General features: G+C 44.9%; 9 protein-coding genes. 7 read left to right on the forward strand and 2 right to left on the reverse strand.

The genetic code is table 11. From position 1 onward, the window contains the following. Nucleotides 1-296 precede the first annotated feature (296 nt). Nucleotides 297-1790, forward strand: coding sequence for a sugar ABC transporter ATP-binding protein (locus Q0081_RS21705; RefSeq protein WP_298358448.1), 1494 nt, complete (start codon nucleotides 297-299; stop codon nucleotides 1788-1790). Nucleotides 1791-1822: 32 nt separating this feature from the next. Here Q0081_RS21705 and Q0081_RS21710 read toward each other — a convergent pair whose 3' ends face one another. After that, nucleotides 1823-1984 (reverse strand): hypothetical protein, encoded by a 162-nt coding sequence (locus Q0081_RS21710; RefSeq protein WP_298358451.1) that lies wholly within the window; start codon nucleotides 1982-1984, stop codon nucleotides 1823-1825. A 155-nt stretch (nucleotides 1985-2139) separates the two neighbouring features. Here Q0081_RS21710 and Q0081_RS21715 point away from each other — a divergent pair, with 155 nt between their 5' ends. The 6 genes from Q0081_RS21715 (at nucleotide 2140) to Q0081_RS21740 (ending at nucleotide 13853) form a co-directional block, all read left to right on the forward strand. Continuing rightward, nucleotides 2140-3087: an ABC transporter permease gene (locus Q0081_RS21715; RefSeq protein WP_298358454.1), complete on the forward strand. Its 948-nt coding sequence runs from the start codon at nucleotides 2140-2142 to the stop codon at nucleotides 3085-3087. 37 nt (nucleotides 3088-3124) lie between these two features. Next, nucleotides 3125-4057 (forward strand): sugar ABC transporter substrate-binding protein, encoded by a 933-nt coding sequence (locus Q0081_RS21720; protein ID WP_298358457.1) that lies wholly within the window; start codon nucleotides 3125-3127, stop codon nucleotides 4055-4057. Between the two features lie 331 nt (nucleotides 4058-4388). Continuing rightward, the gene (locus Q0081_RS21725; RefSeq protein ID WP_409034087.1) at nucleotides 4389-7433 is read left to right on the forward strand and encodes a SusC/RagA family TonB-linked outer membrane protein; all 3045 of its coding nucleotides are present in this window, start codon (nucleotides 4389-4391) and stop codon (nucleotides 7431-7433) included. 98 nt (nucleotides 7434-7531) lie between these two features. Further along, nucleotides 7532-9040, forward strand: coding sequence for a RagB/SusD family nutrient uptake outer membrane protein (locus Q0081_RS21730; protein WP_298358464.1), 1509 nt, complete (start codon nucleotides 7532-7534; stop codon nucleotides 9038-9040). Between the two features lie 178 nt (nucleotides 9041-9218). After that, nucleotides 9219-11921 carry a c-type cytochrome gene (locus Q0081_RS21735; protein WP_298358467.1) on the forward strand — a complete coding sequence of 901 codons (2703 nt, stop codon included), beginning with the start codon at nucleotides 9219-9221 and terminating at the stop codon, nucleotides 11919-11921. A 186-nt stretch (nucleotides 11922-12107) separates the two neighbouring features. Continuing rightward, the gene (locus tag Q0081_RS21740) at nucleotides 12108-13853 is read left to right on the forward strand and encodes a hypothetical protein (RefSeq protein ID WP_298358470.1); all 1746 of its coding nucleotides are present in this window, start codon (nucleotides 12108-12110) and stop codon (nucleotides 13851-13853) included. A gap of 58 nt (nucleotides 13854-13911) precedes the next feature. Here the strand turns inward: Q0081_RS21740 and Q0081_RS21745 are convergent, their stop codons facing one another. Beyond that, nucleotides 13912-15237, reverse strand: coding sequence for a GntP family permease (locus Q0081_RS21745; protein WP_298358473.1), 1326 nt, complete (start codon nucleotides 15235-15237; stop codon nucleotides 13912-13914). Nucleotides 15238-15520 lie beyond the last annotated feature (283 nt).

Raw genomic sequence — 15520 nt, forward strand, 5'->3', positions numbered from 1 at the left:
AACTTAATGAACTCTTGCAGGATGCCTTCACAAAGGCATCAAAGTCCCTGTCTTTTGCCAGAAAATGGATTGACGATTTTTGGAATCCCATTTTTTGGAATTCTACAATTATTTGTTCCAATTAGTTATGTCCCTATCTATACAAAACAACAGGTAAGACGAAGAAAGTTATAGAAAGCCTGCTATAGATCCTACCTCGTTTACACTCTAAACGCTTTCAATTTATGCCCTGAATGAGTATTTTAAACGTTTCTCCTTCTTAGTAGGGTAATTTTGCCATAAAAGGCTGCTTCCTAATGACCTCGGATTATATTCTTCAAGTAAACGGTCTTACCAAGTCGTTTTCGGGTGTTAAAGCACTTGATAATGTTCAATTGAACGTACGCAAAGGAGAAGTACACGCGCTCATGGGCGAAAATGGCGCGGGAAAATCCACTTTCATGAAGATTTTGATTGGCCTGCTCACTCCCGATGCCGGCGAAATCATCTTTGAAGGCAACGAACTGAAAACCGGCGATGTCAACGACGTACTGAAAAAAGGCATTTCCATGATTCATCAGGAGATGTTGATCGTGCCTGAGTTGACCGTCGCACAGAATATTTTTTTGGGAAGAGAATCTACCTCTTGGCTGCCCAGTTGGCTAGACGACCGCTCCATTGACCGCCAATCGGAAGCCCTTCTTCAGCAAATGGGCGTTGCCATTCATGCCCGAACCAAAATGAAACACCTGAGTGTGGCCGAAATGCAAATGGTGGAAATCGCCAAAGCCATTTCAAACAACGCCAAGGTGATTATCATGGACGAACCCACGTCCGCCATTTCCGACAAGGAAGTGGCAACGCTTTTTAACATCATCAAAGACCTCAAAAGCAAGGGAGTGGCCATCATTTATATCTCGCACAAAATGGACGAGATCTACCAAATCGCCGATACCATTACGGTATTGCGAGATGGAAAGTACATAGGGACAAAAAGTGCGTCGGAATTGGACAGTAAAGCCCTGATTACGATGATGGTAGGGAGAGAAATGGACGACCTTTTTCCCACGTCTTCCGCTGTAGAAGGCGAAGAAGTGCTTTCAGTGCAGCATCTCAGCAGCAAAGGTAAATTCAACGATATTAACTTTGAAGTACACGCGGGGGAAGTTCTCGGCATCGCGGGATTGATGGGGGCAGGCCGTACTGAAATCGCACGGGCAATTTTTGGACTGGATTCGTATGACAGCGGAAGCGTTTTTATTAAAGGCAAAAAAACAAGCATAAAATCACCCCACGAAGCCATTGCCCACGGCATAGGCTACGTCAGTGAGGACAGAAAAGGACTGGGATTCATTCCGGGATTGTCGGTGAAAGAAAATATTACCTTAGCAAGTCTGCCCAATCACGCCAAAGGGTGGTTTATTCAGCCCAAAAGTGAAAATACGGTCGCATCGCAAATGATCAACGACCTGAAAATAAAAACAACCAATGCCGAGCAAAAAGTGCGTTATCTCAGCGGCGGAAATCAGCAAAAAGTGGTGATTGGGAAAGTACTTCAAGCGTCGCCCGAACTAATCATTCTCGATGAACCGACGCGCGGTATTGACATTGGAGCAAAGTTTGAAATTTATAAATTGATCCATCAACTGACCGCCAAAGGAATAGCGGTTGTGATGATCTCGTCAGAGTTGCCCGAAATACTGGGCATGAGCGACCGAATTCTTGTACTTTCAAAAGGAAAACAAACGGCCCTGCTCTCCAAAGAAGAAGCTACTCAGGAAACCATTATGAAATTTGCAATGCAACATTAACCCTTTGCGCCCTTTGGGTTTAAGAGTATGTTTTAAATAAAAAAATCCTTGCGCGTAAGGAATGCCTGTCCAGCGTGACGGTCGGCCGCTGCCGTGCGCGTTGGGTTTGTGCGGCAGAAGCTTTGGACAGTCGGAGCGCCGATGCGACTGCCCTTCTTTTGACGGGTCGCCGCTACGATACTTTTCTTGGGCAATCGGAACGCCGAAGCGTCAAGAAAAGTAAGGATTCACCAAATTCAAACTTTACAAGTTAACAAATCTGAAACAGATAATTTTCCAATATCCTCTTAAAGGCAAGGGGCGCAGAAAAACAGATTAAATTGCCCACAACACTGAAAAACGATACAGAATGAATAAATACGTTACTCAATTCAAAGGAATAGGTCAATACGGGATTTTTATGGCATTTGTTGTCGTCTGCCTGCTGCTGTCCTTCACTACTTCCAAATTTTTAACCGTTTCCAATTGGACCATCATCATCACGCAGGTATCCATCAATGCGTTACTGGCTTTTGGTGTTACGTTTGTCATCATTACGGGCGGCATCGACCTTTCACTGGGCTCCATCATGGCGGTCACGGGCGTAGCAGCCGCCTCTTTGGCGCATCCAGATACCTACCCTGTCATTGTCCCCCTCGTCATCGGATTGTTAGCAGGAGTTGCTATGGGTGCTTTAAATGGACTCGTCATTACCAAAAGTAAAGTTCCCCCTTTTATTGTTACGTTGGGAATGATGACCATTGGTCGCGGTCTTGCGCTGATATTGAGCAAAGGGCGGCCGGTTTCCAACCTGTCCGACTCTTTTAATTTCATTGGGGGTGGCAATGTAGCAGGGATTCCTTTTCCTATTATTGTACTGATTATCAGCTTTATTGTGTGTTCTGTGGTGTTAAAGAAAACAATTTTAGGGCGATATATTTACGCCGTAGGCGGCAACGAACAAGCTGCAAAGGCATCGGGAATTAGAGTAAACAAAGTCAAAATGGCGGTTTATACGATATGCGGCGGTTTGGCGGCGTTGGCGGGCATTTTATTGACGTCCAGAATTACGACCGGACAGCCCAACGCCGGCGTAGGATTTGAATTGGACGCTATCGCTGCGGCCATTATCGGCGGAACAAGTACATCGGGCGGAACGGGAACGATGACGGGTACGTTGATTGGGGCTTTACTTATTGGGGTGATTAGCAATGGTTTAGACTTGCTGAACGTTACTTCGTATTACCAACAGGTAGTGATGGGAGCTATTATTATCGGGGCGGTGGTATTGGATAGTTGGAATCAGAAAACAACTTAAAAAAAGCATTCATATACATCTATATAATTAACTGAAAATGAAAAGAATTTATGTTGGTTTAATTGTGTCTGCATTATTGGTTGGATGCGGACAAACGAATGAAAAAGAGCAGGGTGACGGTGCAAAGAAACTCACCGTGGGTGTCACTATGCTGAGTATGCAAAATGAATTTATTGTAAAAGTAAGCGACGAAATAGATAAAAAAGCGCAGGAACTGGGAGTGGAACTTATTACGGTTGACGCTGAGCGGTCGGCATTGAAGCAGATTGAGCAGGTCGAAAGTTTTATTGCTCAAAAAGTGGACGTGATTATCATGAATCCCTGCGAAGTAGAGGCAAGTTCACCCGCCGTAACCAAAGCACTGGCCGCCAAAATACCCATCATCAACGTAAACTCTGCCACAAGTGCCAAACCAACGGCTTTTGTGGGCTCAGACGATGTAGAATCGGGACGGATTGCCATGAAATTTATTGCTGAGAAATTGGGTGGAAAGGGAAACGTCTTCATGATGCACGGCTTCATGGGACAGGCGGCGCAGATACAACGGGAACAGGGGGCGAGAGAAATTTTGAAACAATATCCCAATCTGAAATTGGTAGCCCACCAAACGGGCGAATGGGATCGGGCTAAATCCATGTCGTTGATGGAAAACTGGATTCAATCCTACGGCAAAGACATCAACGCTGTTTTTGCTCAAAACGATGAAATGGGCATGGGAGCAGTCAACGCGCTGACCGCTGCCGGGATGAAAGACAAAGTGATTGTGGTCAGTATTGATGCGATTCCCGATGCCTTGCAGGCAGTCAAAAAAGGGACACTGGATGCCACCGTTTTTCAAAATGCCGAACAGCAGGGAGCCAAGGCGATCGAAACTGCCGTGAAAATAGCCAAAGGACAAGCCTATGAGAAAGAAGTATTGATTCCTTTTCAGTTGGTCACTAAAGAGAATGTGGGTACTTTTATGAAGTAATGGAGAAAAAATAGGGAAAATTTCATACAGTGTAGTCCACTTAAAAAGAAATAAACCTTAGTTTTTTTAAATAACCTTCTGTTTATCAATAGTTTAATTCTTTTAAAAAGAGTCTTTGGAGTAATCACTCCAAAGACTCTTTTTTCTTGGCTCAAATATACAGGATGGCATAGGATAGTTGTCTAAATTGCCTTTTTAATATTTGTACAATGGTAGGGATTTATATTCCTATTTGAAGGGTTTGCTTTATCTATTAACTTAATTAAACAATTACAAAATGAAAAGAAAATGTACTCTACACCAGAACAGGGTTCAGACGTTCGCCTACGTCATGGCACTGATTCTGCTCTTCACGTCCGCTTCATTTGCCCAACAATTAGTAAAAGGAAAAGTATCAACCAACGATGGGGAAGCCCTCGTGGGCGTGAACGTTGCGATTAAAGGTACTACCAGAGGTACTACAACCAATGCCGATGGTAATTTTCAATTAGACGCAGCTAGTACTGCTACTTTGGTTTTTAGTTACATTGGTTACATTACCAAAGAAGTGGTGGTGGGAAACCAGCAAACCATCAACGTAAGTTTGCCAGTCAACGACAAAACCCTTAATGAAATCGTGGTTGTGGGTTACGGTAGCCAAGTAAAAAAGGAAGTGACAGGGGCCGTTCAGACCATTACGGCTAAAGAAATTAAGGACTTACCGGTATCGCAACTTGCCCAAAAACTTCAGGGGCAAGTAGCTGGGGTACAAATTAACCAAACGACAGGTCGGCCAGGACAAGGGATGAACGTCCGTATCAGAGGGCAGCTTTCTGTTTCGGGTGGTAGCGACCCACTCTACGTAGTGGATGGTTTTCCTATCACGGGTAATATCGGCGCGTTGAACCCTGATGAAATTGAAGACATTTCGATTTTGAAAGATGCCGCTTCAACTGCACTTTATGGTTCGCGCGCGGCAAACGGAGTAGTACTTATCACAACCAAAAGAGGTAAAGCAGGCCAAACCAACGTAAGTTTTAACGCTTATACTGGTACACAAGTAGTACCTAAGAAAGGACGTTTCGAAATGATGAACGCGGTTGAGTTTGCTCAGTTTAAAAAAGAATACTACGAAGATGCCAAACAGCCCGTGCCTATTGAATTTCAAAATCCATCACAATATGAGGGTAAAAATAACGATTGGTACGATGCCGTGCTTCGTCGTGCTCCTCTACAAAGCTATAACTTAACTTTGACTTCAAACAAAGATAAGGTAAGCACTTCATTGGTAGCAGGGGTATTCAACCAAGAGGGCGTTGTCATCAATACCAAATACCAACGCTACGCACTTCGTCTCAACAGCGAATACAAAGTATCGGACAAAGTAACGATTGGATTAAATATTGCTCCTCAGTATGTGTTTGACAATACGCCACGTTCTGACGGCGACCGTGGTACGGGTATCTTGTTTAATGCCATCCACACTTGGCCCGTGATGCCTATCTATGACGAGAAAGGTGACCTAACGCTTTTCAACCGCTTTCCTTCAAGCACGGGCAATATCTTTGCTTATCCCAACTGGGTGCGTGCGGCAAACGAGTTGACCAATCAAACTAAGCAAACCAACATTCTCTCAAACGCGTATATTTCCTATAGCCCCATCAAGGGTTTAACTTTGAAATCAACGTTTAACGTAGAGTTATTGAATCAAAAGTTCTTCTTCTTTAACCCTTCTACGGCTACCAGTGCCATCAATACGGCGGTGCCTGTTACGGCAGTTTCGATACGAGAAGCCACAGACAACTTTGGCTGGTTGAACGAAAACTTGGCTACGTACGTAAAATCATTCAACAACCACAACTTTGAATTGTTAGCGGGCTATACCAATCAGAGCTTCCGTAGCGAATCAAGCCGTATTCAAGCGGACACTTACTCCGACGACCGCCTTCCCACAATTCAAGGGGCAATCAACGTAGCTCGTGGTGGAACCAGCAGTAACGTTCAGGAATGGAGATTGACTTCATTGCTTTCTCGTTTGGCCTACAACTACAAAGGCAAGTATCTTTTCACCGCGTCTATTCGTCGCGACGGTTCTTCTCGCTTTGGTTCTAACAATCGTTGGGGTACTTTTCCTTCGTTATCAGCAGGTTGGGTAGTGTCGGATGAAGCTTTCATGAAGAATTTTAGTAAAGTCTCTTTTGCTAAATTGAGAGCAAGTGTGGGGGTAACAGGAAACAACAACATCGGTAACTACACACAGTACGCCCTTATTAACAACACCGTAAATGCTGTTTTTGGAAACAACGTAGCGGCCGGAGCAGCCGTAACATCCCTTGCCAACCCCAACCTTGGCTGGGAAACAACCCGCCAAGTGGATATCGGTTTTGACCTCGGTTTCCTCAATGACCGTTTCCAATTTACCTACGACTATTACACCAAAAATACCACCAACCTGTTGTTTGCGGTACAGATTCCCCAAGAATCAGGCTTTACCAACTTCAACGACAACATTGGGGAAATTAAATTCTGGGGACACGAATTTTCGCTCAATACCCGTATTCTCGACCGTGGTAAGTTGAAGTGGAGTGTAAATTCTAACATTTCTTTCAACCGCAACAGAGTCGTTGCCCTTGCTGATGGGATTGATCGCGTGTATGGCTTGCACCACATCACCAAAGTAGGTGAGCCTTTTGGACAATTCTATGGTCACCTTGCCAACGGGGTATACATGAACGAAGCCGACCTCAAAAGCAACCCTGTTGTACCTGGCCGTTCATTTGTCGGAACAATTAAACTCGTTGACGTAAATGGTGATGGTGTGCTTACCAACGGTGGAGACAAAGACGACCGTACGATTTTGGGTAACCCATTCCCTAAATTCACGTACGGAATAACCACAAACCTAAACTATGGCAACTTTGACTTTAGCGTTGTAGCTTCGGGTTCTCAAGGCAATCAGCTATGGGTGCGTCACTTATACAGTACGGCTAACCTTGATGGGGTATTCAACCTTCATAGAGAAGTAAAATATCGCTTCCGCTCAGAAGCTAACCCGGGTAAAGGCTTCTACGGTACAACCGTGGGCGGCGGTACTGCAACGGGTATTGAGCGTGACTGGCAAAACAGTCGTTTCGTAGCCGATGCGTCGTTCTTTACCATCAAGAACATCACATTGGGTTATACTATCAACAAGCGCAATAAGCTTTTCCGTTCGGCCCGGGTGTATGCTTCAATTCAACAGGCATTGGTGTTCACCAAGTACTGGGGTGGCTCTAATCCTGAAACCAGTGCCCAGACGAACGGGCAGGGCGACGGTGGAAACCTTAGCCCGGGTGTGGACTTGTTCAACTATCCCGTACCACGTACGTCAACGATTGGGGTAAACTTTAACTTCTAACAAAGTAGATTTAGTTGATTTGGGGGATGTACACCCGTTCACAGAATGGTCTCACTCCTCCAAATCGCCTAAAATCAACTTAAAAACACTGAATACAAATGAAAAAATCAATCCTATTTTCTGTTGCCTTGAGTTTAGGCGCATTTAGTTGTAGTGAAGACTTTTTAACGGTGACTCCCGAAACTGCGTTGAGTTCGGTTACTTTCTTTAAGACCGAATCTGACTTTGTACAGGCTGTTAATAGTGCTTATGTTCCGCTACGGACGCTTCACAATATCACCTCTCATTTGCTTACCGAGCAACATTCGGATAATGCGCGATATGTACGTAACATTTTGTTTGGTGCGACCGAAAACCAATCGAACTTGGCGGATTTCAACGTACCTACTGCGAACGGTATCACTACCAACGGTAACGTTTTGACGGCTTATCGTCAAAACTACCTCATCATTGCCCGTGCGAATCAGGTATTGGCGTTGATTGATGCGGCTACTATTCCGGATGCGACCAAAAAGAATGTAAAAGGACAGGCATTATTTCTGAGAGCGTTATCTTATTTGGAAATAGCACGCTTATTTAACCGTGGACCACTTCAATTAACTCCCGTTAGTGTGCGTTCGGAATCTGCTGCGGCACTTGGTTCTGGCGAACAGTTGTACGCTCAGGTCATCAAGGATGCCACAGAAGCCATTGGTTTACTACCTGCAAAATCAGCACAGGAAGCAGGCCGGGCTACTTCGGGAGCGGCTCGTGCGTTGTTGGCCAACGTGTATATGATTCAGAAAAAATGGTCAGATGCCGAAACGCAACTTCGGGCCATTGTAACAAGCAATGAATATAGCTTGATGCCTAACTACGCAGATGCCTTTTCGAACAGTACAAGCAACAAAAATACCAAAGAGTCGGTATTTGAGGTGCAATACTTAGAAGGGTCGCAAGGGCTTAATGGAAACTTTCTGTACAGTATGCTTCCTTTTCCTATCGCTGCTAATGAGCTTGTAACAATCACTGGAACTACAAACCCTCAGCCATTATCGGGAGAAGGTAACAACATTCCTACACCAGATTTGATAGAAGCCTACGAAACGGGTGATAAGCGTAAAGATGCTACGATTGGCACTATTACTTTAGGTGGTGCTTTGCATACCAACAAGACTTTCCCTTACATTAAGAAGTATGCAAGAGCTCACGCACTGCACAATAACCACGGTATGAACTGGCCCATTTATCGCTATTCAGAAGTGTTGTTGTTTTTGGCGGAAGCCCTCATTGAGCAAAATAAATTGGCCGACGCAACTCCATTCCTCAACCAAGTACGTACACGGGCAGGATTAGCAGATACCAAAGCCGCTACTCAATCGGCACTTCGTGATGCTGTTTATCAAGAAAGAAGAGTTGAGTTGGCTTTTGAGTCGAAGCGCCTACACGACCTTGTACGTACGGGACGTTTAGAAACGGTTATCAAAGCCTACGGCGACCGTGTCAAAGCAGATAAATTTAGGTATTATTTTCCTGATGCGGGTTTTGTACCAAGCGATGCTTTTACCAATATCACGCCATACTATGGCTTGCCGGCTGCTGAGGCAGATTTGAGCCCTAACTTCTAAATTTTACTCGAAAACGAGCCAGTTTCTTTCAAGGGGCTGGCTCGTTTTTTCTTTCTGACTTGCTAAGAGATAAACCAGTAGCCTATTTTGTAAAAAGTAGGGTAAAATGTATGGGTAATCCCGCTTTTGATTTAGCAAGAAAATCCATGATTATTCCAACTCTAAAGTACAAACCCTTATGTATCCTAAACACCAATCTATTCCCAAACTGATGGCGGTAGTGGCACTTTTTGTGTTTGCTGCATCATTTACTATTTTAAACAAAACGGAGCCTGCCGTCAATGGTAGAGATAATCCAAAAACGGAAAAATTGAAAATGCAACCCGGATTTAAAGCGGAACATTTGTATAGCCCTTCCGAAAACAATCAAGGTTCATGGGTTGCAATGACATTTGATGACAAAGGACGTATGATTGTCTCTGACCAATACGGTGGCTTATTTCGCTTGAAAATCCCTGCGATTGGTTCGGGTACTACGGCCCCCACCATTGAGAAATTATCCATCGGGAAAGCAGTGGCAACGGATACGGTCGGAATGGGCTACGCACAAGGGCTTTTGTATGCTTTCAATAGCCTTTACGTAATGATCAACAACCGAAGCAACGCGAAATTTTCAAGAGGAAGCGGTCTGTATCGTTTGCAAGATACCAATGGCGACGACCAATTTGACCAAGTGACTGTCTTAAGAACCTTCAAAGGAGAAGGCGAACACGGGCCACACAGTATTATTCTGTCACCCGATAAGCAATCCTTATTTGTAGTGGCGGGTAACTTTACACAGCCGGGTACAATGGACACCTATCGTCTTCCTCCCGTATGGCAGGATGATAATTTGTTGCCGATGATTAAAGACCCGCGTGGACACGACGCCGATCCCAAAGTGCCGGCCGGATGGATTGCGAATATTGATCCCGAAGGAAAAAAATGGGAAATGGTGGCGTCCGGATTCAGAAACCCTTACGATATTGCTTTTAACGAAGTGGGTGATTTATTTACGTACGATTCAGATATGGAGTGGGACTTTGGCCTTCCGTGGTACCGCCCTACACGTATTGCTCACGTAACAAGCGGATTGGAATTTGGATGGAGAACAGGAACAGCCAAATGGTCAGCCACTTGGCCTGATAACCTCCCCGCTATCGTCAACATTGGACAGGGCTCACCTACCAACCTGATTCACTTGAAGGATGCCAAATTTCCTGCCAAATACAAAAGAACGCTTTTGGCTTTTGACTGGAGTTTCGGAATCATGCACGCCATTAATCTCAAACCTTCGGGCGCAACGTATTCAGGCGAAAGAGAAGAGTTTCTGTCAGGGATTCCACTTCCTTTAACAGACGGTGCCATTGGTCCTGACGGTGCCCTTTACTTCTTAACGGGAGGTCGTCGTTTGGAATCAGATTTATACCGAGTTTATTACGACGGTCCTGAAAGTACAGCTCCTGTAGCTGCGGCACCTGTCAATAAAGACAATGAATTAAGAAGAAGCTTAGAGCGTTTTCATGGAGCTCCGGACAAAGCAGCAGTCACAACCGCATGGCCTTATTTGAAGCACCCGGATCGCCACATTCGTTATGCTGCCCGCGTAGCGGTAGAGAATCAGCCCGTTGCCGAATGGCAGGATAAAGCATTGAGTGAAAAAGACCCTATTGCTTTAACCAATGCCATGATTGCCTTGGCTCGGGAAGGTAAACCGGAACAAAAAAGCGCCATCTACAAGGCATTGTTGACCATCAATTACAAAACACTTTCAGAGTCTCAACAAATTGATTTATTGAGAGCATTTGAATTGACTATACTCCGTATGGGCGTGCCGGATGCGGCTCAGTCTGCACAGGTCAGTGCGTATCTGAATCCTAATTATCCGGCCACTAATGCTGACATCAACCGGGGTTTAAGCAAAGTATTGGTAACGTTGGAAGCTCCGGGTGTAGTAGCCAAAACGCTGGCACTGTTAGAAGCCAAAGAAACGCCTGCCAATACAACAGCAGGGGGAGCAACGGCAACCGCTTCCGCCGAACTAATCATGCGTAATCCACAGTATGGTTTGGACATTGCCGACATGTTGAAATACATGCCACCGGCCCAGCAGACTTTTTACGCGACCATGTTGAGTGTAGCCAAAACCGGTTGGACGCCCGAATTGCACGAAAAATATTTCAAGTGGTTCAATAAAGCATTTAGCTACAAAGGTGGACGGAGCTACATTGGGTTCATTGAAAGAGCTCGTAAAATGGCTTTGAAAAACGTTCCTGAAAATAAAGTTGCCTATTACGACAAACTTTCAGGAGGTGATCTCCTAAGCAAAAACGGGAATGATTTGATGAAGGTGACCTACCCCAAAGGTCCGGGCAAACAGTGGAAACTGGACAATGCACTCCCATTGCTTGAAGCTGGATTGACCAACCGTAACTTTGAACAGGGGAAAAATATGTACGATGCCATTACTTGCAATCGGTGCCATGGTATGCGTGGCGAAGGCGGAAGTATCGGACCTGATTTGACACAATTGGGTACTCGTTTTTCGGTGAAAGATATGTTAGAATCTATCATTGAGCCAAATAAAACAATTTCTGACCAATACGCAGCTACTCACTTCACGCTAAAAAATGGACAGTCAATCGTAGGACGATTAACCAACGAAGATGCCAATACTTATTTTGTTTCGCAAAATCCTTACGAACCAGAGACTGTAATCAAAATAGCAAAAAAGAATGTAGCATCGCACAAGTACTCACCCGTTTCTATCATGTATGGTAATCTGATCAATAGTCTGAATGAGGAAGAGCTGAAAGACCTGATGGCATATCTAATGGCCGGAGGAAACGAAAAGAATCCAATTTTCAGTGCTAAAGCTGAAGTAAAACCCGGAGACAAATAAATTCTATTATCGGCACGGACGAAATTCTGTCCGTGCTGATTTCTTTTCATTTTAAGCCGCTTTTGCGGCTTTTTTCGTTTATAAAAATACGTTCATGATTTACACTATAAGTACTTTACACTCTGCCCAAGGGTAATCTTCTGCTATACCCTTACTTTTGCAGGAGAATTACACTCGAAAAGGAAAATGAGAAAATACCATTTATTTTCATTGATTTTGGCAACTGCCCATTATCTGACGGCCCAAAATCAGCTTAGCACAATAAACTCAAGTCGCTCCTACTCCACTCCCGAAGATTTTGGTGCGGTTGGCGACGGCCTTACCAACGATTATCCGGCTTTTGTCAAGTGGTTAGCGGCTACGTCCAATGGAAAATTAAGAATTCTTCCCAAAACCTATAAAATCAACGGGACACTAACCATCAGTAAGAATGCCAACGGAGCCTCTAACTTAGAAATAGAGGGGTACGGTGCCAAAATTAGTACCGACAACCCCGAGACCATTCCTGTCGTAAGAATAGCCGGTTGCAAAAATTTGGCAATTGCTGGATTGGAAATTCTGGGCACTACTGACATTGACGGGATGTATTTTTCCGACTTCAAAAAGTGTAAATTTCAAAATCTAAAATTTGGATTTACGAATTCGGGCGTATTTGACGAACACTATTGGAATACTTTCAGTCAGTGCGATATTAAGGAAATTTGGATTTATACGGGTACGCCCAAGGATTTGACCGAATTCAATGCCAATGCATTTTATGATTGCCGAATTTGGAAAGGCGATTACGCCATTCGGGTGTATGGAAATCAATTATTGCAGGGGTTTTCCTTCTACAACTGTGATATTTCCTATCAGCAAGTCAGGATATTGTACGTTGACCAACCGATGGTGGACGGCTCTTTAAGCTTTTTTGGAGGGTATTGGGACAGCAAAGAAGGGTTACCCATTGACACAAAAGGAATCGTAGTGAACGCCGCAGGTGTTATCACCCCCAACAGCGCTAACGCAAGTGCTTCCGTCGCTAAAACAGGTTCAAAAGAAAATGTTGATGTGCTTTCGGGTGTGCGCAATGGAAGTCGGTTAGCCACGTCATCAGTCAATCTGATAAAAAACGGCGATCTACAATTTGGAACCGACGCCATCTATAATTCGGGCCTAACCCTGAATCTTGTTAACGGCGAAGGTATGTTTGGTAAAAATCTGAGATGTACGAGCCCAGTGATGAGATACATTGATTTTGAAGCCATTCCCGCCCCCTACACAGGCACCTACAGCGTCACGGTGATAGGCCGCAATAAGAACAACACGACCATTGTACCGGTGTTGGTAAAAAACAACGCCGAAGTGCTATACGGCCCCGTCAGACTGCGAGATGCGAGCGTTACAGATACCAGTTTTGTAGTTACTTCTGGAAATATAGACCTCAATCAGGGGGATATTCTTAAAGTACGGTTTTACACGCAGGAAGGGATTGCCAATGACTTTTCAATCGCCTATTGCGGACTCACGTATGGCCGCATGGGAACGTTGTACGCCCCCCTTCACCCCAATGCCCGACAGCATACAGGGAATGATTTTACAGGGGTAGGAATCAAAACTACGTACAGCCAAACCGATGTAACAACCGGCACAACACTCTTTGCTATTCCGATGGGAAATTATTCCCGAATGTCGGCTGAATGCACCTGCTACGGCGTTGACAAAGTCTATCCCGACGGAGCCACTTTCTCCAAACACGCCATTACGGCCAACAGAAACGAGGGAGGAATCACAACTTCGCTGATACCGATAATGGTTAATTCTAAAGCGGGAGACATCACTTCTCCACCCGTCATTACCCTATTTGATACAGGCAGCGGCGTCCTTCAAATTAAAGCCACCGCAAGCGACGGACTCATCAATCTCAAATGCAAACTTGAAGGAATTTATTAAGAATTCGTCATTCGTCACCGCGGCGGCGGACCGCTCGTCACTCGTCATTCCATTTTTTTTACAAAATCCAATCCAACAACAAGGTACAGGCAAAGCCCAAAAATCCTGATACAGTACTGGTCAGCGTCCAAGCACGGAGCATTTGCGGTACTGTCAGTCCCGAAAACCGTGAAATCACCCAAAATCCGGAATCATTTGGAAATGAAAAACACATACTACCGCAACAAATAGCTAATCCAACCATGACGGGATTGTCGCCTGACGATACCAGCATGGGTCCTAAAATAGAGGAAGCCGTCACGGCAGCTACCGTAGCCGAACCCTGAGCCGCCCGTAAAATCGCAGTCAACAAAAACCCTAACCACAGGTAGGATAAGTTCAGGGAAGACAGCACATTGACCAAGCTTCCTGCGATGCCTGAGCCATTGATAATGGCCCCAAACGAACCACCGGCTCCCACAATCAAAACGAGCAAGCCTGCATTGGCTCCTCCTTCGCTTACAAGCTCATCAAACGTCTTGCGGCAGTAGGGTTTCAGGGCAATCGCCGCCACGGCAACTCCAATCAACATCGCCACGTTTTTGTCTCCAACAAATGCCATCACCGACCGAAAACTATTCTCTTTGGGAAGAAATTCGGCCATGAGGCTACCGACTAAAATCAACAAAATCGGAAATAAAAGTACAAACAAAGACAAGCCTCCCAAAGGAACCGCTTGATTTTCAGCAGGAGCTGAATTGACTTGCTCCGTTTCTACAATTTGCATAAACGGCTGTTTGCCAAAGTAATTGGCCGCTATCAACCCGATGATTGCAGGCGGAACCGCAATCAGCAACGACCATCCCAAAAAAGAACCTACGTTCAGATTGAGCGTTCCCATCACGGCCAATGGCCCGGGAGTAGGAATGACGAGGCAGTGAGTGGCGAAACCGGCAATGATGAGCGCTACCACGAGTTTGACCAACGGTATTTTAGTAGTGCGGGCCAAATCCCGCAGCAACGGCATAAATACAATAAAAGCAGCATTGAGAAACACGGGGATGCAGACCAGATAGCCCGTAATAGCAATGGCAAGAGTCGCATTTTTAATTCCTACATTTCGTAAAAACAGCTTGGCGATTTGCTCGGTAGCCCCCGAATGAGCCAATACATTCCCCAGAATAATTCCCAAACCCACTACAATTCCGATACTCCCCAAGGTCTGTCCGAAGCCGTCGGCTAAGAGTTTGGTTACTTTTTCCAAAGGCAAACCACTGGCTAACCCCGTCAGTAAACCGACCGCCGGTAAGACCAGAAAAGGGTTGATTTTAAGTTTGATAATGCTGTACAATAAGACAGCAATGGAAAGGATAAAAATAGGAAGAAGGTAAGGGTTTGGTGCCATAAAAGTAGATTTTTTACATAAGTCAATCAGGGGGTTGTATCTACCTGATTACAGGCACTCAGAAGAAAAAAAACAGTAAAATCATTAACAAAAGGAAACATTTAACGACTTGTCAATACACTCGAATCTCATGCGTAAAGGGCTGATTTTCGGAAGTAATACCATTTACTGTTACGTAGTATTTGATCCCTTTGGGTAACGCAAACCGTATTACTACCTCTCCTTGCGGCGACAGTTCGGTGGAGGGTTGCCAGAAAAACAGCTTTCCCTCATTAATGGATGC

Source organism: Runella sp. (genome assembly GCF_027484545.1).
Classification (GTDB): Bacteria; Bacteroidota; Bacteroidia; order Cytophagales; family Spirosomataceae; genus Runella.